Genomic DNA, 19,660 nt, shown 5'->3' on the forward strand with positions numbered 1-19,660 from the left:
CGGTGGCCGCCGTGCGGTTACCGGACGGCGACGACCGCCGCGTCCGCGCCGCCGCGCCAGAGCGTGCCCACCTCGGTGAAGCCGGCCTCGGAGAGCGCGCCGAGATGCCAGGAGACCGGCGGGTTCCACTCCTGGCTGTGCCCGGTCGGATAGATGGCGTGGCGACGCTCGACGAGGGGCCGCAGCTCCGGGTCCTGTGCGGCGTGCTCCCACCACTGCGCCCAGGAGGGCACCGCACCCGCCGCGTACCGCGCCGCCCGGCGCGCCTCGGCTCGTGTGAGCAGGCGCTTGGTCAGCTCGGGCAGGGTGTCGTCGGGCATGTGGTCGGCGTTGACCAGCAGGCCGCCGGGGCGCAGCAACTCGCGGACCTCGGCGTAGAGCCCGGTCAGTCGGTCGGCGGGCAGCCAGTGCAGCGCGGTGGCGGTGAGCACCGCGTCGTAACCGCGATGCGGCAGGGCGTCCACCCAGTCCGGCCGGGTGAGGTCGGCGGTGACGATGGTGGCCCGGTCACCGAGCGAGGCGGTGGCGAGGGCGAGCAGCGCCGGATCGAGGTCGACCAGGGTCACCTCGGCGTCGGGGAAGCGGCGCAGCGCGCGCAGCGAGATGGTGCCGGTGCCGCCGGCCAGGTCCAGCAGTCGCGGCGGGGTGGTCTCGCGGACCGCCTCGACCGCGTCGAGCATGGCGGTGAAGCGGTGTTCCCGGTCCGGCAGGTACGCCTCCTGCTGCCGGTCCCAGCTCTCCTGCCACGCGGCGGCATCGGTGATGTAAGGACTCATGGCGTGCAGGCTAGTTACATCGACGGGCCGTTGTCCAGCCTTGTTGCCAACAATGTGCAACTGCGAGACAATGGCGGGGCGATGATCAGTGCCGGGCCGGATCGGGGACACCGATCCGGCCCGGTCGTCGTCGCGGACCCACCGCGCCGGAGGCCCGGGTCGACGGTGGCATGATGGCGGTCCCCCGGGGCGCAGGGCCCCGCCGACCACAGTCGGGAGCCAGGTGGACCCCCGCACCGCCGCGCACGAGATGTTCGAGGCCGACATGGCGTCGAACCGACTCGGCATCGAGTTGGTCAGCGCCGTGGACGGCACCGCGACGGCCCGGATGCGGGTCACCGACAGCATGGTCAACGGCCACCGCATCGCCCACGGCGGCTTCGTCTTCCTGCTCGCCGACACCGCCTTCGCGCTGGCCTGCAACAGCCACGGCCCGGCCACCGTCGCGGCCGGCGGCGAGATCACCTTCGTCCGTCCGGCCCGCGAGGGGGACGTGCTGGTCGCCCGGGCCACGGAACGGACCCGGTACGGCCGCAGCGGGATCTACGACGTCACGGTGAGCCGCGCGGACGGGCAGGTGGTCGCCGAGTTCCGGGGGCACAGCCGGGTCCTCCGGCCGGACGCCGGTGCCCGGGATGGCGTAACGGCTCCGGCGCGGCCGGACGACGGACCGGGCTCGGAGGCACCGGCCGGCGGACCGGGCGGCGCCGGCCGAGACTGACCGGGGTGCCCGCGCGCGCCGGGCCGGAGGTGTCGGTGCCGTCCGGCACGATGAGCGAATGGGACATGTCGCACTCTTCCACTCCGTGTACGGGCTGCGGCCCGCGGTGCGGGACGCCGCCGAGCGGCTGCGCGCCGCCGGACACCAGGTGCACGCGCCCGACCTGTACGGGGTACCCGCCGTGGACACGGTCGAGGAGGGATTCGCCCTGCTCGACCGGATCGGGCAGCAGACCGTGCTGGACCGCGCCCGGGCCGCGCTGCACGGGCTCCCGCCCGACGCCGTGCTCGCCGGGTTCTCGATGGGCGCCGGGGTGGCCGGCGCGATGCTGGCCGAACGCCCCGACAGCGGCGGCCTGCTGCTGTTCCACGGCACCGGCGGCGCGCCCGCCGACGTCCGGCCCGGGCTGGCGGTCGAGCTGCACCTGGCCGACCCGGATCCGTACGACCCGCCGGACGAGGTCGACCAGTGGCGGCGGGAGATGACCGCCGCCGGCGCCCACGTCACCGGGTACGGCTACCCGGGTGCGGGTCACCTGTTCACCGATCCGGCCGAGGCCGACCACGATCCGGCCGCCACCGCGCTCGCCTGGGAGCGCGCGCTGTCCTTCCTGGCCGCTCGCTGACCACGCCCTCGCCGACCCTGCGGCCGACGCCGCCCTCGCGGCAGGTGCCGACCGCGCCGACCTCGCCGCCGATGCGGACCGCGCCGACCTCGCGGCCGGTTGCGACCGTGCCGGTCCCGAACGGACCGATCCTGGATGCGTCGATGCCGCCCGCGCGACTGCGGGCCGTGCCGTTGCCGGCTCGGGAGGTGGCGCGTCGGTGGCCGGGACACCGGCCCGGCGGGTGAAGGTGGCCCGGGTCGCCCGGGGAAGTCGGGCGAGGGCGACCTCCCGCAGCGCCGGGTCGACGAACGCGCGCCCGCCGGTGGGCAGCCGGACGAGCAGGCCCGCCCCGGTCAGCGCACGCAGGGCCGCCTCCACCTGCGCCGCCGCCCAGCCGAGTGCCCGCGCCAGGTCCGCGACGGGACAGCCGGGCGGAAGGGCGGCGACCGCCATCAGAGCGGCCCGCCGGTGGCCGTCCAGCCGGTCCAGCCGGGCTTCGGCGGCCCGCCGGATGCTCTCCGGCACGGGAAGCCGCGCCGGGTCCGCCCCGGCGAGCGACCGCACGTACGCCACCGCCCGTCCGGGATTGCCGCCGACCAGCGGGATCAGCCGCCCCACCAGACCGGCCGGCTGACCGGCCCGGCGCAGCAGGCGACGCAGCAGCCGACCGACGGTCACCGCGTCGAGCGGACGCAGCCGGACCCGGGCCGTCGGCCGGGCGGAGTCGACGCCCGCCCCGGTGCCGACCAGCACCAGCGGCAGGCCGTCCGCGGTGGCCAGGTCGACCAGGGCGTCCAGGTGCCGGCGCAGTGCCGGGGCGGCCCGGTCCAGGTCGTCCACGGCCACCACCACCGGCTGTCGGCGGGCCAGCCCGAGCAGGACGTCCCGCCAGCGCATCGCCGCTCGGGCACCGGCGGCCCCGCCGCCGGTCACCAGGTCGTCCACTGTGTCCAATGCTGCCGCCAGGTGCTCGCCCGACACCGATCCGCCCAGGGCGGCGGCCAGTCGGTCGCGGAGCACGTCGGTGCCGGTGGCGGGGGTACGGCTGCCGGCCAGCGTCCGCACCAGCTCCACGACGGGTGCCAGCGGCCCGTCCGGATACGGCGGGCAGGCGGTCAGGCACCACCGCACCGGCACCCCGTCCAGCGTCGGCGTGCTGCGGGCCAGCTCGCGCAGCAACCGGCTCCGTCCGCTGCCCGGCGGACCGGTCAGCACCAGCCGCCGTACGCCGCGTCCGCGTACCGCCTCGGCGAGCTGTTCCCGGACGGCGGCCAGCTCCCGGTGCCGGCCGACCAGCGGCGTGTCGTGGCGCGGCGGTCGGGGCGCCACGGTGCCCACGGCGTGCCAGACGCCGACCGGCAGGGTCTTGCCGCTGACCGTCACCGCCGGCACCGGGCGGAGCGCGATCAGTCCGGCGACGGCCCGGTGCGTGGCCGCGCAGACCGCCACCCCGCCGTGCGGGGCGTGTTCCTGGAGGCGGGCGGCGAGCGTGATCACCGCGCCGCTGGCCATGCCGTGCCCGCCGTCGCGCCCGGCGGCCAGGTCCACCACGGCCTCGCCGGTGGCCACCCCGACGCGGACCCGCAGCCCGGGCGCGGTGGCCAGCGGCCGGCGATCCAGGGCGCGCTGGACCTCCAACCCGGCCCGCACCGCCCGGTACGCCTCGAAGCCGTCCCCGGTCCGGGCACCGAACAGCGCCATCACCGCGTCACCGACGTACTTCTCCACCACGCCGTCCCAGCGCCGCAGCACCCGGGCGACCGTGCGGAAGTAGACGCGTTGCAGTGTGCGGACGTCCTCCGGGTCGAGCCGGTCGACCAGACGTGTCGACCCGACGATGTCGACGAAGAGGACAGTGACCGTCCGTCGTTCCTCGGCTACCGGCCAGCGCCTCCGCTGGGCCGGCTGACCTGCGACAATCGACATGGGCATCGAGATCGCACCTGCCTCTCCCCCCGTACGTGCCAACGATGTCCCGGAGACTGTCATCCCCGGTCCGACGGCGGATCTGCCGAACGACGTATGTCGGCCGAGCGCAACCTTCGGTCGCAATGTCGACGCGAGTGGGGGAGGGGCGGCGCGGCGGCGGTAGAACGGGGGCGGCGGCTGTGACTAGGCTGCGAGCCATGGCCAGCGACGTGGACACCACACCGCTCGTCGGTCGGGCCGACCTGGTGGCGACGGTACGCGCCGCGCTGCTCGACGACGTTCCGCCGGGAAACACCGCCGGGGTCTTCCTCACCGGCGAGAGCGGCGTGGGCAAGACCCGGCTGCTGCACGAGGTGGGCGGGCAGTTGAGCGCGGGCGGGGCGCTGGTGCTCACCGGGTCCTGTCTGGACATCGGCGACGCCTCGCCGCTGCACCCGTTGCGGCAGGCGTTGCGGCGTCTCGACGCCGACCTCCCGCCGGCCGCCACCGCGTCGGTGCGCGCGTTGCTCGGGGTGTTCGCCGAGGGCGCGACCGGGCCGGACGGTGCCGGGGCGCTGCTGGAGCGGGTGTCCCGGGGACTGGGCGTGATCGCCGGTGGTCGCCCGCTGGTGCTGGTCCTGGACGACCTCCAGTGGGTCGACCGGACCACCCGCCAGTTGCTGCTCTATCTGCTCGCCGGTCTGGGCGACCTGCAACTGTCGGTGCTGGCGGCGGTGCGGTCGGAGTCGTTGCAGGGGGCGCATCCGCTGCGCCGGGTGCTGACCGAGTTGCGTCGGCTGCGGTCGGTGCGGGTGTTGGACCTGGCGCCGCTGGACCGTGCCGCCACCGAGGAACTCGCCGCGGCGGTCGTCCGGGCCCCGCTCGCGCCCGAGGCGGCCGACCGGCTGTGGCAGCGCAGCGGCGGCAACCCGTTCGTGGTGGAGGAGCTGTCCCGGGACCTGCGCGACGGCCGCGACGACCTGTCCGACACGCTGCGCGAGGTCTTCCTGGCCCGGGTGGACGCGTTGCCGCAACCGGCGCACCAGGCCGTGCACGCGGTCGCCGCCGGGGTCGAGCCGGTGGAGCACCGGCTGCTCACCGAGGTGGTCGGGCTGCCGGAGCAGGACCTGCTCGTCGCGATCCGGGCCGCCGTCGCGCACCGGTTGCTGGTCGGCTCCGAGGACGGTTACCGGCTGCGGCACCGGCTCGTCGCCGAGGTGCTGGAGGACGAGCTGCTGCCCGCCGAACGCGCCCTGCTGCACCGGCGTTACGCCGAGGCGCTGACCGCCGCGCCGGGCGAGCTGCACCAGGCGCGGCTGGCGCACCACTGGCGGTTGGCCGGTGAGCCGGAGCGGGCGTTGCCGGCGGCGGTGGCCGCCGCCGAGGAGGCCGAGCGGCTGTACGGCTACGCCGAGGCGCACCGGCACTGGTCGGTGGCGGTGGAGCTGAGCCAGGGGAGGGCCGGGGTCGACCGGGCGGCGCTGCTGGGTCAGGCCGCCGAGGCCGCGCACAAGAGTGGCGAGTACGCCCGGGCGCTGGCCCTGCTGGAGGAGTTGGCCGCCACCGACACCGGCCCACCCGCCTGCGAGCTGCACATCCGGCGGGCGCGATACCTGGCCGCCGCCGGACGGTCGGCGTTGGCCGAGGTGGAGTACCAGCAGGCGCTGGACGCCGCGGACTGCACGCCCCGACAGCGGGCCGCCGCCGCCGCACACCTGGCGGACCTGCTGGTGGACCTGGGGCGGTACGCCGACGCGGGCCAGCGCGCGCGGGAGGCGCTGGCCCTGGCGGAGCAGGTCGACGGAGCCACCACCGAGGTGGTGCTGGCCAGCGCGGCGTTGGGCTTCTCCGAGGCGTACCTGGAGGATCCGGACGCCGGCCTGGCGGTGCTGCGGCGGGCGCTGGACACCGCCGAGCGGGCCGGTCGCCCGGAGGACGTGGCACGGGCCTACCTGCACCTGGCCGAGCTGCTCACCGGGCCGCTGAACATCCTCGAGGAGGGGGTGGTGGTGGCCCGCCGGGGCGCCGAGCGGGTGGCCGAGCTGGGGTTGGGTCGTGCCTACGAGACCCGGCTGCTGGCCGTCGCCACCAACGGGCTGTTCCGGGTGGGGCAGTGGGCCGAGGCGGAGAAGGTCATCGCGGCGGCGCTGCGGCACCGCCCGTCCGGGGCGGACGCGGTCGAGCTGCTGCTGGCCCGGTGCAAGCTGTCGGTCGGGTACGGCGACGTCGAGGCCGCCGACCGGGACCTGGACGCGGCGGCCACCATGCTGGCCGGCGGCGGTGCCCGGCACGTCATCCCGCTGCTCACCCTGCGCGCCGGGTTGGCGATGTGGCAGGGGCGGCACGACGTGGCCCGGCATGCGGTGCAGCGCGGCCTGACCGAGACCCGCTCCGACGACCTGGTGATCCTCGCCGTGCTGGTCTGGCACGGGCTGCGAGCCGAGGCCGAGGCGCACGCCAGCCGCACCGTCGCGGTCGACCAGAGCGCGGTACGCCGACTGCGGGAGATCGCCGACCGGGTAGCCGGGCGGAGCGTACCCGCGGCCCGGCCGGTGCGCGACGTCGTCGACGGTTACCTGGCGCTCTGCGCCGCCGAGGTGAGCCGACTCGACGACAGCGACCCGGAGCTGTGGGGACGGGCGGCAGCCGAGTGGGATCGCCGCAACCATCCGTATCCGGCGGCCTACGCCCGACTGCGCCAGGCCGAGGCGCTGCTGGCCCGCCGCCGCCGTACGGCGACCGCCGGCCGGCTGCTCCGGGAGGCGTACCAGATGGCGCAGGGACTCGGCGCGGTGCCGTTCACCGAGGAGATCCGTACCCTCGCCGGCCGGGCCCGGGTGGAGCTGGAGGAACGCCCCGCCGGCCGGGTCGAGCCGCCGCCCGGCGCCGGCGACGAGCTGGCCGCGTTGACCGCGCGGGAGCACGAGGTGCTCGCCGCGGTGGCCGAGGGGCTGACCAACAAGGAGATCGGCCAGCGGCTGTTCATCAGCGAACGGACCATCGGCGTGCACGTCTCGCACATCTTCGACAAGCTCCACGTCCGTACCCGGGTGCAGGCGAGCGCCATCTTCCTGCGTAGTCGGGTGTCGGTGTCGGATACGTAGTTCTACTGATGTCGGCGGTGTCCCCGCCTGAAAGGCTGTGCCCGGCGTCGGATCGCGGCGCCGGGAGCAGCGAGGGGGCAGCGTGAGTGAACCGGTCTGGGGGCCAGTGCACCGGGACATCGTGGACCTGCTCGCCGATCACCCGGCCGACGTGCCCGCCGTCGTCGACCACCTGACCAAGCTCCAGGACATGCTGGTCCGGCTGCCACCGCTGCTGGACAGCTGCCCGCTGGCCGACTTCAACAAGCTCTACCTCACCATCACCACGAGCGTGTTGGACGGCCTCTACGCCGATCGGTTCGTCGACCCGGTCTTCCTGTCCCGGCTGGACGTCGAGTTCGCCGCCCGCTACTTCGACGCGCTGCGGATGTGGAGCGACTCCAGCCCCGGTACGCCCAGGGCGTGGGCCTGCCTGTTCGAGCGGATGCGCGGCCCGGACGCCCGGCCGTTGCCGTCGGCGGCGGCCGGCGTCAACGCGCACATCAACTTCGACCTGCCGTTCGCCCTGGTCACGACGTTCGACTACCTGGAGTCGGAGCCGGTCGAGGGCAGCGACCAGCACCGCGACTACCTGGAGATCAACCGGATCTTCGCCGACAAGATCCCCGGCCTGCGCCGGGGCTACCTGGAGCAGTGGCAGCTGCTCATCGACATGGTCAACGGCGACATCGACGACTGGTACCAGGGTGAGCTGATCGAGTACACCCGGGATGTCGCCTGGCGCAACGCACAACGGATCTGGCGATGCCGGCACGACCCGCATCGACACGAGCGCGAGCGCGCGCGGCTGGACCAGACGGCCTCCGCGCTCGGTCGGTTGCTGCTGTCGCCCCTCGGGGCATTCCTGCAGTAGCCGGGACGGGGGGTCCCCGCGTCTCGCCCGACGGCGAGGCACGGGGGCATCCGACCCGCCCGGGCGACGTCGCCCGGTTTGTGAGCACGGGGGGAACAGGAGGCCGGCCGGCCAGGGGGGTGTCGGCCGGCCTTCGCGGGGTACGCGGCGCCCATGACCGCTGCCTTCCGGCGTCCCGCCGCACGGCCCCGCCCGCGCCCCGCCGCACCGCCTCGTCCGAGTCGGCCGGGGGACCGGGTCGGCCGGCGGGTCCGGGGATGACCACACACCGCTTCCCGTTCCGGTTCGACCCGCCGCTGCGCCCGCTCCTGGCCCTGCTCGGGGTACGGCCCTCCACCGCCTGGGTACGGGTCGACGGCGACACGTTGACGGTGCGGTTCGGGCCCTGGCGGCTGCGCACCGAACGGGCGAACGTCCTGGACACCGAGACCACCGGCCCGTACCGCTGGTGGCGGGTGGTCGGTCCGCGCCTGTCCGCCGCCGACCTCGGCGTCACCTTCGGCAGTTCCACCGCCACCGGGCTCTGCGTCCGCTTCGCGCGACCGGTGCCGGCGCTGCTGCCGGGCGGCCGTCCGCGCCATCCCGGGCTGACGGTGACCGTCGACGACCCCGCCGCCCTGGCCCGCGCGCTGGCCGCACCGCCCGGCGGCTGACCGCGATGGGGGACGGGACCAGAGCGCGACGGGGCCGGGACCGGCGCCGCCCGGCGTCCGGGACACCGGAACCGTCGCTGCGTGCCGCGCGGGACCCCACCCGCCCCGGCGAACGGGCCGGTCCACGGGTCGCCGTGCCCGACCGGGTCGCCGTACCGTCCGGCCCGGCCCGGCCGGAGAGCCGGCTGCGCCAGTGGCTGTTCGTGCACCAGGTGCAGCCGGTCGGACCGGAGACGGCCGAGGGGCAGACCCGGTCGCACGCCTGGTGGCGGGTGATGTGCCTGACCGGCGTCGACTACTTCTCCACCCTGTCGTACCTGCCCGGCATCGCCGCGCTGGCCGCCGGGGCGCTCTCCCCGCTGGCGACGCTGCTGATCGTGGCGCTGACCCTGTTCGGCATGCTGCCGATGTACCGCCGGGTGGCCGGGGACAGCCCGCACGGCCAGGGGTCGGTGGCGATGCTCGAACGGCTGCTGCCGTTCTGGCGGGGCAAGGTCTTCGTCCTGGTGCTGCTCGGTTTCGTCGCCACCTCGTGGATCGTGACGATCACGCTCTCCTCGGCAGACGCCACGGTGCACATGTTGCAGAACCCGTACCTGCCGGACGCGTTCGGCGGGACCGCGGTGGCGGTCACGGTCACCGTGGTGCTGCTGCTGATCCTTGGCGGGGTGTTCCTGCTCGGCTTCCGGGAGGCGGTGGCGGTGGCGGTGCCACTGGTCGCCGTGTTCCTGGCGTTGAACGCGGTGATCGTGGTGGTGTCGCTGACCGACCTCGTCGCCGATCCCGCCCCGCTGGCGGACTGGACGGCGGCGCTGACCACGGGCGGTGGCGGACCGGGCGGCGTGGCGCTGACCGCGGCGCTGGCGTTCCCGCTGCTGGTGTTGGGACTCTCCGGCTTCGAGACCGGGGTGAGCATGATGCCGCTGGTCGCCGGGGAGGGCCGGGACGCCGAGGCCCGGCTGGCCGCGCGCATCCGCAACACCCGGCGACTGCTCACCGTCGCCGCGCTGATCATGTCGGTCTACCTGCTCTCCACCACCTTCGTCACCACGCTGCTCATCCCACCCGAGCAGTTCGCGCCGGGCGGGGCGGCCAACGGGCGGGCGCTGGCCTACCTCGCCCACGAACACGTCGGCGAGGCGTTCGGCACCGTCTACGACCTGAGCAGCGTGCTGATCCTCTGGTTCGCCGGCGCCTCGGCGATGGCCGGGCTGATCAACATCGTGCCGCGCTACCTGCCCTCGTACGGCATGGCGCCGGAGTGGGCACGTGCGGTACGGCCCGTGGTGATCGTCTACACGCTGGTCTGCATCGTGCTGACCGTCCTCTTCCGCGCCGACGTGGACGCGCAGGCCGGCGCGTACGCGACCGGGATCCTGGCGATGATGGTCTCCGCGTCGGTGGCGGTGGCCATCGCCGCGGTCGCCCGCCGTCAGCGCGCCGCCTCCGTCGGCTTCACCGTGCTCACCCTGGTGCTGGTGTACGCCCTGGTGGAGAACGTGATCGAGAAGCCGGACGGGATCGCCATCTCCGGCCTGTTCATCCTCGGCATCATCGCCGTCTCGCTGGTCTCCCGGGTCAGCCGGACCACCGAGCTGCGGGCCGAGCGGGTCGAGTTCGACGAGGTGGCGCGGCGCTTCGTCGCCGATTCGGTGGCGCACGACGGCCGGTTGCACGTGATCGCCCACAAGCGGCGCAGCGGCGCGGTCAAGGAGTACACCATCAAGGAGCGCGCCCAGCGGGGGCTGAACCCGGTGCCGGGCGCGACCGACGTGCTGTTCCTGGAGATCGACGTGGTGGACCCGTCCGGGTTCCGCCACGTGCTGCGGGTGTGCGGCGTCGAGGTGGGCGGCTACCGGGTGCTGCGGGCCAGCAGCCCGGCCGCGCCGAACGCCATCGCCGCGATCCTGCTGGCGCTGCGCGACGCCACCGGGGTACGCCCGCACGCGCACTTCGAGTGGTCCGAGGGCAACCCGATCGCGCACCTGCTGCGGTATCTGATCCTGGGGCGGGGCGACACGCCGCCGGTGGTCCGGGAGATCCTGCGCAAGTCCGAGCCGGACCCGGCCCGGCGGCCGGGCATCCACGTCGGCGGATGATTCGGGTCCTCTCTGAGGCAACATGAACGCGAGTGGCGTACTTATTCACGTATGCCGGATTTGAACCTTTGATCGCCGTACGGTGACCTCTGGTGGCGGAGGCGACGTCCGCCACCCCGCGCCCGGTTCGGCGCGGCCGTGTCTTCGCATGCACGAGAGGCAGGAACCTTGATGTCCACCTACCGAGGCAGCCCCGGGTCGGGTCGACCCGGACGGCGGTCCCGCTGGCTGCTGGCCGGCGGCCTGATGGCGGGAACCCTGGTGGTCGGAGCGGCGGGCGTGACCGCCGTCGCCTCCGCCACCGAGAACAACACACCGGCGTCGAGCCCGGAGCGGCCCGCCGCGATGTACTCCGACGTCCCCGGCGTCCCGGACGCCAGCCCCGATCCCGACTCCGAGCGGCAGCGTCCGGACCAGCAGCGTCCGGACCAGCAGCGTCCGGACCAGCAGCGTCCGGACCAGCAGCGTCCGGACCGGCAACGCCCCGAGTGGCGGCACGACGGCGGCGAACCGGACGGCGGGTGGGACGGCCGCCGCGACGGCGCCGCCACCGGACGTGGCGACGACGCGTCCGCCGACCGGCCGGCCCGCAACGGTCGTCCGTCGCGGGCCGAGACGATCAAGGTGCCGTGCGACTCCGCCCGACTCATCGCGGCCCTGGTACGCGCCAACGCCGAGGGTGGCGCGACGCTGCGCCTGGCCGAGGAGTGCACCTACACCCTGACCCACGCCTTCGCGCAGGTCGACGAGTACGACGGTGGTATCCGCGACGCGCGGGAGGCCGCGGACGCCGCCGAGACCCCGGGCGACGCGGAGGCACCGCCGCGCGATCCGGCCGACGACAAGGCCGGACTGCCGGTCATCTATCACGGCATCACCATCGAGGGCTCCGGCGCCTCCATCGTGCGCGCCGCCGACGCCGAGGAGTTCCGGTTCTTCACCGTCCGGGACGGCGGTGAGCTGACCCTGCGTGACGTGACCCTGCGCAACGGTCGGTCGAAGGTGGAGGGCGGCAGCCTCTTCGTGGTGCACGGCGCGACCGCGGTGGTCGAGGGAGTCACCGTGGTTAACAGCACCTCGCTCTCCGCCGAGGGCGGCGGTGGAGGCATCTTCAACGACGGCAACCTCCAGATCAGCGACAGCCGGCTGATCGGCAACCGTGCCGCCGGCGCCCAGGGCAAGGGGGGTGGCCTGCTCAACGGCGGCGTGATGACCATGCACCGCACCGAGTTCCGGCACAACAGCGCGGTCAGCTACGGCGGCGGCCTGGCCAACTTCCGGGCCGCCGGTGACGTGTACTCCTCCACCTTCGTGCAGAACAACGCCGGGCAGGGCGGTGGCCTGGCCAGCTTCTCCGCGCGTACCAAGGTCTTCGACAGCGCGGTGATCGGCAACAGCGCCCAGACCGGCGGTGGCCTGGCCAACTCGGACGCGGTGCTGGTGTTGCGGCAGATGACCATCCGGGACAACCTGGCCGCGGTGGCCGGTGGCGGCATCTCCACCGTCCAGGGCCTGCTGCCGCTGGACGACAGCGTGATCCAGAACAACACCACCCGAGGCAACGGTGGCGGCATCTACGCCGAGAAGTCCAACCTGCTGGTGCGCGGCAGCGACGTGCAGGACAACGCGGCGGTCGGGCCGCAGTCCCTGGGTGCCGGGCTGTTCGTCACCGCCGGGACCGCCTCGCTCTATCGCAGCCAGGTGACCGGCAACCGGGCGACCGGGCAGGCCGGCGGCGTGCACGTCGAGCGGGCCCAGATCAAGATCGACGACGATACCGTCGTCATCGAGAACAGCCCCACCAACTGCGAGGGGAGCCGTGTGCCCGTGGCGCACTGCTTCCGCTGATCCACTCGTACGCCCGGCCCTCCGCCGCCCGGTCCTTCGTGACCGGGCGCGGGGGGCCGGTCCCGTCCGCCCCGGCACCGCCGTCCTGGGCCCGGCACCTCCGTCCTGGGCCGGTGACCGTCGTTTTCTCCGCAAGATCACGCTCGATCCAGGATCGAGTGGCCTCGTAGCGCGACGCCAGCCACTCGATCCCGGATCGAGCGTGATCTTCTACGTGCAGGTGTGCGCCGACGGGTGATGTCGGGTGGCGCCGGGGTGCTGGGTGCTGGGGGCGCCGGGTGGGGGTCACCCGGCGCCACCCGGGCAGAGTCACTGCGAGGGCTGCGGCAGCTCGCATTCGACCTGAGGGTTGGCGCCGACGTAGTTGAGCGGCCCGGCGACGATGGTCACCAGTATGGTGCCCAACTCGGCACAGTTGGTCTCCTCGTTGTCGTAGTAGCCGCGCTGGCCGGCGGCGACCGCGCCGATGATGAGCCAGATCACGACCAGGACTCCGAATATCGACGTGCCACGCATGGCTTCCTCCACGGTCCGGTGGGTTGCACGGTGCCGGGCCTTGTACCCAGACGGACCGAACGGCCAAACGGAGGGCGGCGAGTCCCCGTCGACGGGCCATGTCCCCGGACACGATCACCGGCAACACGGTGACCGCAACGGAACGGGCCGCCGACCCGGGACGGTCCGAAGACCTGTCCGCGTCGGCGGCCCGTGGGGGCGTGCCGTCAGTCGGTGCCGCCGGCCGCCAGCACCTTCGCCTGCTGTGGCCAGGTGACCAGGCTCGCGGTGGCGCGCAGCCCGGCACCCTTGATGACCTCCCGCAGCGCGGCCTCGTCCAGCTCGGCCAACTGCCGGTACGTGAGGATGCCCGCGCCCTGCAGGGCGGCGGCCATCTTCGGCCCGACACCCTGGATACGCCGGAAGTCGTCCGCCGCTCCGGCAGCGGGCGCGGCCACCGAGGACGCGGCGGCGACCGGTTCGGCAGCGGTCGGCTCGGCAGCCACCGGCTCGGCAGCGGTCGGCTCGGCAGTGGGCTCGGTGGCAACGGGCGACGCCGCAGACCCGGCCGTGGCCGGCTCGGTGGTGGCCGGCTCGGTGGCGGCCGGCTCGGTGGGGTCGGCGGTCGGGGTGGGCCGTACCGGTGGGGTGGCGACGGCGGGCCGCGTCGCGGAGTCGGTCTCGGGTGCGTCGAGGACGGACACCGGCTCCGGCGTCGTGCTGTCGGCGGGCACGGCGACCGGCTCGGTGACCGGGTCCGGGGTGACCGGCGCGGTGGCTACCGGATCCGGGCTGGCCGGCGCGGTGGCGGCGGGTGCGGCGGACAGCGCCGGGGCGGGCTCGGGCTCGCCGGTCGCCGTCGCGTCGACGGTGGTCGGCGCGGTGGCGACGTCCTCGGCCGGGGTGGCGTCGGTGCCCACCGGCGCGTCGATCGCCGGCTGGGCGGCGGCCGGCTCGGCGTCCACCGCAGGCGCGGTCTCGGCGGCGGGTTCGACAGCGGCGGAGGTCTCGGCGGTCGTCGGCGCGGCCTCGGTCTCGACAGCGGCGGTGGTCGGGGCCGCCTCGGTCTCGACAGTGGCGGAGGTCTCGACAGTGGCGGAGGGCTCTGCGGCGGTGGTGGGCTCGGTCTCGGCGGTGGTCGAGGTCGGTGCGGTCTCGACGGCGGCCGGGGTCGGCTCCGCGATGACGGCGGCGGGGGCCGGTGCGGTCTCGACGGCGGCCGGGGTCGGCTCGCTGACGGTGGCGGCCGGGGTCGGCTCGCTGGTGGTGGTGCTCGCGGTGGTCGACGCGGGAGGTTCGCCCCGTCGCCCGCGCAGCAGCACCCAGCCCACCGCCAGACCTGCCAGCAGTGCCACGAGCAGTATCAGCCAGCTCCCGAAGGAGTCGCCCACGGTAAACCTCCCTGAAGTCCTACGTCCGAATCGTCGCGAAAAAGCTCGCCGCAGCTTCGCACACGTGGGGCCGGGGCAACAGGCAGGCCATGTAACAGTCCGTACTCGCGGGACGGGGTTCACCACAAGTGTCCGTGACGGAACGGACGGTGTGGACACGGTGGGTACACGACGACCCCCGGCACGGGTCGCCGTGCCGGGGGTCGGGTGGGGACAGATCAGTCTTCCTCGCCGCGATAGGTGTAGAAGTCGTCGACGAACTTGCGGCGCAGCGGGGGTACCCGGCTGGTGACCCGGAAGTACCCGCGTGCGCCGAGCAGTGCGAGCCGGCCGAACACCGGCTTGTACATCCGGTCGTCACCGCTGGTGCCGCTACGGTTCAACGAGTCGGCCACCCGGGCGAAGCCGTACGGCAGCATCGCCGCCTCGTAGTCGGCCACCGCCTGCACCATCGTCTTCTCGCCGGCCACCGCGTGGACCAGGTGCCGCCGCAGCAGGTTGGCGTCGCGCAACGCGGTGTTGGCGCCGACACCCCGACCCGGGGTCATGGTGTGGATCGCGTCACCGAGCAGCGTGACCGTGCTGCTTTTCCAGGGCGGCACCGGCTCTGATGTGGACACCCGGATCGGCAGGGCGCTGTCCGGGTCGGCGCGGCTGAGCAGCTCGCGCAGGGTCGGGTGCCAGTTGGCGGTCAACTCCAGCGCCACCTGGACCAGATCCCCGCCCCGGCGGTGCAGCACGTCCGCCGGGAAGCGCCGCGCGGTGCTCCACACCACCAGGTTGATGTTGTCGCGGGTCGGGTCGTGTCGCAGCCCCGGCCAGTCGGCCAGCAGGGCCGCGTCGGTGGGCGGGACGTCCGGCTTGAGTCGTCCGTCGCCGTCCCACTTGAACTCCATCACGTGCAGGACGCCCATCACCCCACCGGTCCCGAAGATCAGCGAGATGCCGCGCCGGACGGTCTCCGGCAGCAGTCCCCGGGTGTGTGCGGTGAGCGGGATCCGGGTGGCGATGTTGACGGTGCCGGCGTCCCGGACGGTGGCGTGCGGCAGGTACTGCCGGCGGACCGCGGAGTGCGTGCCGTCCGCCGCGACCAGCAGGTCACCGACGGCGCTGGTGCCGTCGGCGAAGTACGCGGTGACCGTACCGTCGTCGTGCTGCTCGTAGTGGGTGAAGGTGCGGTCGAAGTGCACCACGTCCTCCATGCCGGTCAACAGCACCTGACGCAGCGTCATCCGGGCCACCGACCGTTCGGTGTCCACCGGGTCGGTGTCCGGTCGCAACGGGAACGACGCGGTGTGCCGCATCCGCTGGGTGAGCACGTTGAAGTAGCGGGGCGAGCGGGCACAGGTGGCCAGGTAGATCCGGAACAGCTCGGGCGGCAGGCAGTCGCGCAGCGCCCGGCTGCCGGTGGGCCCGATGCCCACCCGGTAACCGAGCAGCCCGTCGGCCCGGGTCCGGTGCCGCTCGTACACGGCGACGCTGATCCCGGCCCGGCGCAGCCCGTGGGCCAGGCAGAGACCGCCGGTGCCCGCGCCGATGACCAGGACGTGCGGTGCTCGGGTGGACATCAGCCGACCGCCGGTCAGCCGGCCACGCGGGGCGCCGGGACGTCTGCGGCGTCCCAGCGGTAGAAGCAGCTGGCGATCGCGTCGCGGGGGGAGCGCCAGGTCGGCAGGTACGGCGAGGTGTGCGCGGAGAGCCGCTCGTTGACCTCGCGGTACAGCGGGTGGTTGCGGGCCGCCGCGAGGGCGTCCGCGCCGACGTCGTCGGTCTCCATCAGGTGTACGCACAGGTCGTGCAGGCAGTACAGGGACCGGTGGCGTACCCCGGTCAGGCCGGGCAGCTCGGTCGCGTCGGACTCGGCGAATATCTGCGCCACCCGTCCCTCCGCGCCCGGGATGATCCTGTTCACGATCACTAGACGGCTCATCGGACCCCTTTCACCGGTGTTCCCGCCCGTGCACCTCGCCGGGCCACGGACGGCTTTCCGGTGCCACCCTCTCCGGTGGACTGTCACCTGCCCGTCAACGCGACCGGTCGGGCCGGTGACGCGACCGCCGGGTCAGCGGGTCCGGAACCGCGGGCCGCCCGGGTGGCGGGTCTCGGCCGGTACCCGGGTGGCCCGGCGGATCGGTTCCAGCGTCTCGTCGAGCAGCGCGCTCATCGCCGGGGACGGTTCCAGGCGCAGCTCCCGCAGCAGCAGGTCGCGGTAGACGTAGAAGGCGTGTACCGCTTCGAAGGCGTTGCCCTCGGCGAGGTGGATGCGGACCACCAGCCGGTGCGGCGTCTCGCGCAGCGGTTCGGCGGCCATCGCCTCCAGCGCCGCCTCGAGGGCCTCGCCGTGCCGCCCGGCGGCCAGGTGCTGGGCGGCGACCTGTTCCAGCATGTGCAGCCGGAGCTGGCGCAGCCGTTCCCGGTCGGTCAGCACCCAGTCCTCGTACCAGCCGGGCAGCAGGTCGTGCCGTCCGGCGGCGAGCGCCTCGGCGGCGTCCTCGGGCGCCTGGCCGTCGCGTACCCGGGCGGCGGTCTCGACCAACCGGTCGACGTCCACGGTGACGAGCGGGTCGAGGCGGATGGTGTCGGCGGTGGTGGTCAACGGGCAGTACGGGTCCTGCCGCAGCCGCCACAGCGCGGTGCGCAGTGAGGACAGGGCGCGGTCCTCGCCGGCCTCCGGCCAGAGCAGGCCCGCCAGGTGTGCGCGGGTCGCGTCGGGTCGGAGGCCGATCAGCGCGATGATCCGTTGCAGTCCCCGGGGCACGACCACCGGGGTGGTGTCGTGGGTGAGCCGGAAACCGCCCAGGAGGTGCAGTCGTACCTCGGTGGTCCGGTGCTCGCCGGTGGTCGGCGCGGGTGGGTCGGCGGCCACGGCGGTACCCCCTGCGGAATGGTCGGTTCCGTCGTGAAGATTATCAATAGCAGTTACTCTGAGTCAACGCTGATGTCGCCACAGTAACTTAGCCGTCTTCATGAAGCCGCCTCTGAACTGCGCACTTGCGATGATCATGGACTTCGGCAACACACAGGCGGGGCACAGCATGCGTCAACGGAACGTCACCAACCGTCCTTGTGGACCGAGGTTCCGGTGACGCCCGGGTGACGCGCGGCGGCGCATCGTGGCCGCATTCGTCCGGGCATCCGGTGGCGTCACCACCGGCCCAAAGGGGAGGTCCAGCATGGACCGCACGCTGATCGTCGCGAAGGTGGACCCGACCGCCGAGGCCACCGTCGCCGAGATCTTCGCCGAGTCCGACACCACCGAGTTGCCCCGGTTGGTCGGCGTCCGACACCGGTCGCTCTACCGGCTCGGCGACCTGTACGTGCACCTGCTGGAGACCGAGTCACCCGGCGACGAGGCGGTCGCCGCCGTCCGGGACCATCCCGAGTTCCAGCGGGTCAGCGCCCGGCTGAGTCCGTACGTCTCGCCGTACCTGCCGACCTGGCGGTCCCCCCGCGACGCGATGGCCCGCTGCTTCTACCACTTCGACGGGCCACGGTCGTGACCGCCACCGCGCCGGCCGACGGGACGCTCTGGTCGCGCTGTGGCGGCTGCGCCACCCTGCTGTATCGCAAGCGGCTGCGGCGCAACCTCGACGTCTGCCCCGAGTGTGGCCGGCACGCCCGACTCGCCGCACCCGAGCGGGTACGCCAGCTGGTCGACCCGTCCTCTTTCCAGCCGCTGCCGGACCGCGCGGTCGAGGTGGACCCGATCGGTTTCGTCGACGTGCTGCCGTACCCGCACCGGCTCACCGCCGCCCGCGCCGACACCGGACTCGCCGAGGCGGTGCTCTGCGGCACCGCCACCGTCGGCCGGTACCGGTGCGCGCTCGCCGTGATGGACTTCCGGTTCCTCGGCGGCAGTCTGGGCAGCGCGGTCGGCGAACTGATCACCCGCACCGCCGAGGAGGCGCTGGCGGCCGGCGTCCCGCTGGTCCTGGTCACCGCCTCCGGAGGCGCGCGGATGCAGGAGGGCGCCCTGTCCCTGATGCAGATGGCCACCGTCAGCCAGGCGATCGCCGCGCTGCGGGAGGCCGGGCTGCTCACCGTCAGCGTGCTCACCGACCCGACGTACGGGGGAGTGGCCGCCTCGTTCGCCACCTGCACCGACCTGGTGATCGCCGAGAGCGGCGCCCGGATGGGCTTCGCCGGCCCCCGGGTGATCCGCCAGGTCACCGGACGGAACCTGCCGGAGGGCTTCCAGACCGCCGAGTTCCTGCTGCGGCACGGCCAGGTCGACATGGTGGTGCCCCGGCACGCGCTGCGCGCCCGGCTGACGACGCTGCTCGCCGCCGCGGCCGGCGGGCGTCGACCCGGCGTCGCGCCCACGTCGGCGCGTCCCGCCGGACCGGTCGCGGAACCGGAGCCGACGACCCGGGACGCCTGGGCGACGGTACGGCTGGCCCGGCACCCCGCCCGCCCGACCACGCTGGACTACCTGGAGACCGCCTTCGACGGGTTCACCGAACTGCACGGAGACCGGCTCGGCGGCGACTGCCCGGCCGTGGTCGGTGGGCTCGCCCGGCTCGACGGCCGGCACCTGATGGTGATCGGGCACCAGAAGGGACACACCAGTGCCGAACTGGTGGCCCGCAACTTCGGCATGGCCAGCCCGGCCGGGCACCGCAAGGCGCTGCGGCTGATGCGACTCGCCGCCCGGCTCGGCCTGCCGGTGGTGACCCTGGTGGACACCCCGGGCGCGGACCCCGGCATCGCCGCCGAGGAGCACGGCCAGGCCGCCGCCATCGCGGAGAACATCCTGACGATGAGCGTGCTGCCCACCCCGGTCGTCACCGTGGTCACCGGCGAGGGCGGCAGCGGCGGCGCGCTCGCCCTCGCGGTCGCCGACCGGGTGCTGATGCTCCAGCACGCGGTCTACTCGGTGATCAGCCCGGAGGGCTGCGCCGCGATCCTCTGGCCGGGCCGGACCGCCGCGCCGGAGGCGGCCCGGGCACTGAAGCTGACCGCCCCGGACCTGGTCCGGCTCGGCATCGTCGACGAGGTGGTGCCCGAACCGCCCGGCTCGGCCGCCGACGACCCGGAGGCGGTGGCCCACGCGGTCCGCGAGGCGGTGCTGACGAACCTGCTGCCGCTACTGGAGCTGCCGGTCGCCACGCTGGTGCAGCGCCGCCGACGCCGGTTCCGCCGGTTCGGCGCGGCCCGGAGCGGCCTGCGGGCGGGTGCCCGGTGAGCGCCCCGGGCGGCACCGCG

At 74.2% G+C, this 19,660-nt stretch carries 14 protein-coding genes and 2 pseudogenes; 9 read left to right on the plus strand and 7 right to left on the minus strand.

Features of this window, described 5'->3' with window-relative positions; genetic code table 11:
• Positions 1–17: 17 nt before the first annotated feature.
• Positions 18–776: a class I SAM-dependent methyltransferase gene (locus ABT008_RS17330; protein WP_350697233.1), complete on the minus strand. Its 759-nt coding sequence runs from the start codon at positions 774–776 to the stop codon at positions 18–20.
• A gap of 250 nt (positions 777–1,026) precedes the next feature.
• Here ABT008_RS17330 and paaI point away from each other — a divergent pair.
• Together paaI and ABT008_RS17340 are read left to right on the plus strand one after the other, a co-directional pair.
• A pseudogene (gene paaI, locus ABT008_RS17335) lies at positions 1,027–1,389 on the plus strand (hydroxyphenylacetyl-CoA thioesterase PaaI); the annotation flags it as partial.
• A 166-nt stretch (positions 1,390–1,555) separates the two neighbouring features.
• Complete coding sequence (locus tag ABT008_RS17340) at positions 1,556–2,122, plus strand: dienelactone hydrolase family protein (protein WP_350697390.1); 567 nt, start codon at positions 1,556–1,558, stop codon at positions 2,120–2,122.
• A gap of 732 nt (positions 2,123–2,854) precedes the next feature.
• Here ABT008_RS17340 and ABT008_RS17345 read toward each other — a convergent pair.
• Positions 2,855–4,093: pseudogene (locus ABT008_RS17345) on the minus strand (adenylate/guanylate cyclase domain-containing protein); the annotation flags it as partial.
• A gap of 137 nt (positions 4,094–4,230) precedes the next feature.
• On the opposite strand from ABT008_RS17345, the gene ABT008_RS17350 reads away from it, so the two are divergent.
• The 5 genes from ABT008_RS17350 to ABT008_RS17370 all read left to right on the plus strand — a co-directional run bounded on the left by ABT008_RS17350 (position 4,231) and on the right by ABT008_RS17370 (position 12,569).
• The gene (locus ABT008_RS17350; RefSeq protein WP_350697234.1) at positions 4,231–7,116 is read left to right on the plus strand and encodes a helix-turn-helix transcriptional regulator; all 2,886 of its coding nucleotides are present in this window, start codon (positions 4,231–4,233) and stop codon (positions 7,114–7,116) included.
• Between the two features lie 82 nt (positions 7,117–7,198).
• Positions 7,199–7,969, plus strand: a complete 771-nt coding sequence (locus ABT008_RS17355; RefSeq protein ID WP_350697235.1) for a DUF5995 family protein — start codon at positions 7,199–7,201, stop codon at positions 7,967–7,969.
• A 257-nt stretch (positions 7,970–8,226) separates the two neighbouring features.
• Entirely contained in the window at positions 8,227–8,622 is a 396-nt protein-coding gene (locus ABT008_RS17360; protein ID WP_350697236.1) for a hypothetical protein, read from the plus strand.
• A gap of 5 nt (positions 8,623–8,627) precedes the next feature.
• A complete protein-coding gene (locus tag ABT008_RS17365) occupies positions 8,628–10,721 on the plus strand; it encodes an APC family permease (protein ID WP_350697237.1) in 2,094 nt (697 codons plus the stop codon).
• A 171-nt stretch (positions 10,722–10,892) separates the two neighbouring features.
• Complete coding sequence (locus ABT008_RS17370) at positions 10,893–12,569, plus strand: right-handed parallel beta-helix repeat-containing protein (RefSeq protein WP_350697238.1); 1,677 nt, start codon at positions 10,893–10,895, stop codon at positions 12,567–12,569.
• 309 nt (positions 12,570–12,878) lie between these two features.
• Here ABT008_RS17370 and ABT008_RS17375 read toward each other — a convergent pair whose 3' ends face one another.
• The 5 genes from ABT008_RS17375 to ABT008_RS17395 all read right to left on the minus strand — a co-directional run bounded on the left by ABT008_RS17375 (position 12,879) and on the right by ABT008_RS17395 (position 17,321).
• Entirely contained in the window at positions 12,879–13,085 is a 207-nt protein-coding gene (locus ABT008_RS17375; RefSeq protein WP_117228195.1) for a hypothetical protein, read from the minus strand.
• Positions 13,086–13,291: 206 nt separating this feature from the next.
• Positions 13,292–14,455: a helix-hairpin-helix domain-containing protein gene (locus tag ABT008_RS17380; RefSeq protein WP_350697239.1), complete on the minus strand. Its 1,164-nt coding sequence runs from the start codon at positions 14,453–14,455 to the stop codon at positions 13,292–13,294.
• A 218-nt stretch (positions 14,456–14,673) separates the two neighbouring features.
• Positions 14,674–16,023 carry an FAD-dependent oxidoreductase gene (locus ABT008_RS17385; RefSeq protein ID WP_350697240.1) on the minus strand — a complete coding sequence of 450 codons (1,350 nt, stop codon included), beginning with the start codon at positions 16,021–16,023 and terminating at the stop codon, positions 14,674–14,676.
• Positions 16,024–16,037: 14 nt separating this feature from the next.
• Complete coding sequence (locus ABT008_RS17390) at positions 16,038–16,385, minus strand: TcmI family type II polyketide cyclase (RefSeq protein ID WP_350697241.1); 348 nt, start codon at positions 16,383–16,385, stop codon at positions 16,038–16,040.
• Positions 16,386–16,517: 132 nt separating this feature from the next.
• On the minus strand, positions 16,518–17,321 hold the full coding sequence (locus ABT008_RS17395; RefSeq protein WP_350697242.1) for an AfsR/SARP family transcriptional regulator: 804 nt from the start codon (positions 17,319–17,321) through the stop codon (positions 16,518–16,520).
• Positions 17,322–17,628: 307 nt separating this feature from the next.
• Between ABT008_RS17395 and ABT008_RS17400 the strand changes: the two genes are divergently transcribed.
• Positions 17,629–17,955, plus strand: a complete 327-nt coding sequence (locus ABT008_RS17400; RefSeq protein ID WP_131056042.1) for a TcmI family type II polyketide cyclase — start codon at positions 17,629–17,631, stop codon at positions 17,953–17,955.
• The gene (locus ABT008_RS17405) at positions 17,952–19,640 is read left to right on the plus strand and encodes an acetyl-CoA carboxylase carboxyltransferase subunit alpha (protein WP_350697243.1); all 1,689 of its coding nucleotides are present in this window, start codon (positions 17,952–17,954) and stop codon (positions 19,638–19,640) included. Before ABT008_RS17400 ends, ABT008_RS17405 begins: the two co-directional genes overlap by 4 nt.
• Positions 19,641–19,660: the final 20 nt, after the last annotated feature.

The sequence above is a fragment of the Micromonospora sp. NPDC002389 genome (assembly GCF_040296095.1).
Lineage (GTDB): Bacteria > Actinomycetota > Actinomycetes > Mycobacteriales > Micromonosporaceae > Micromonospora.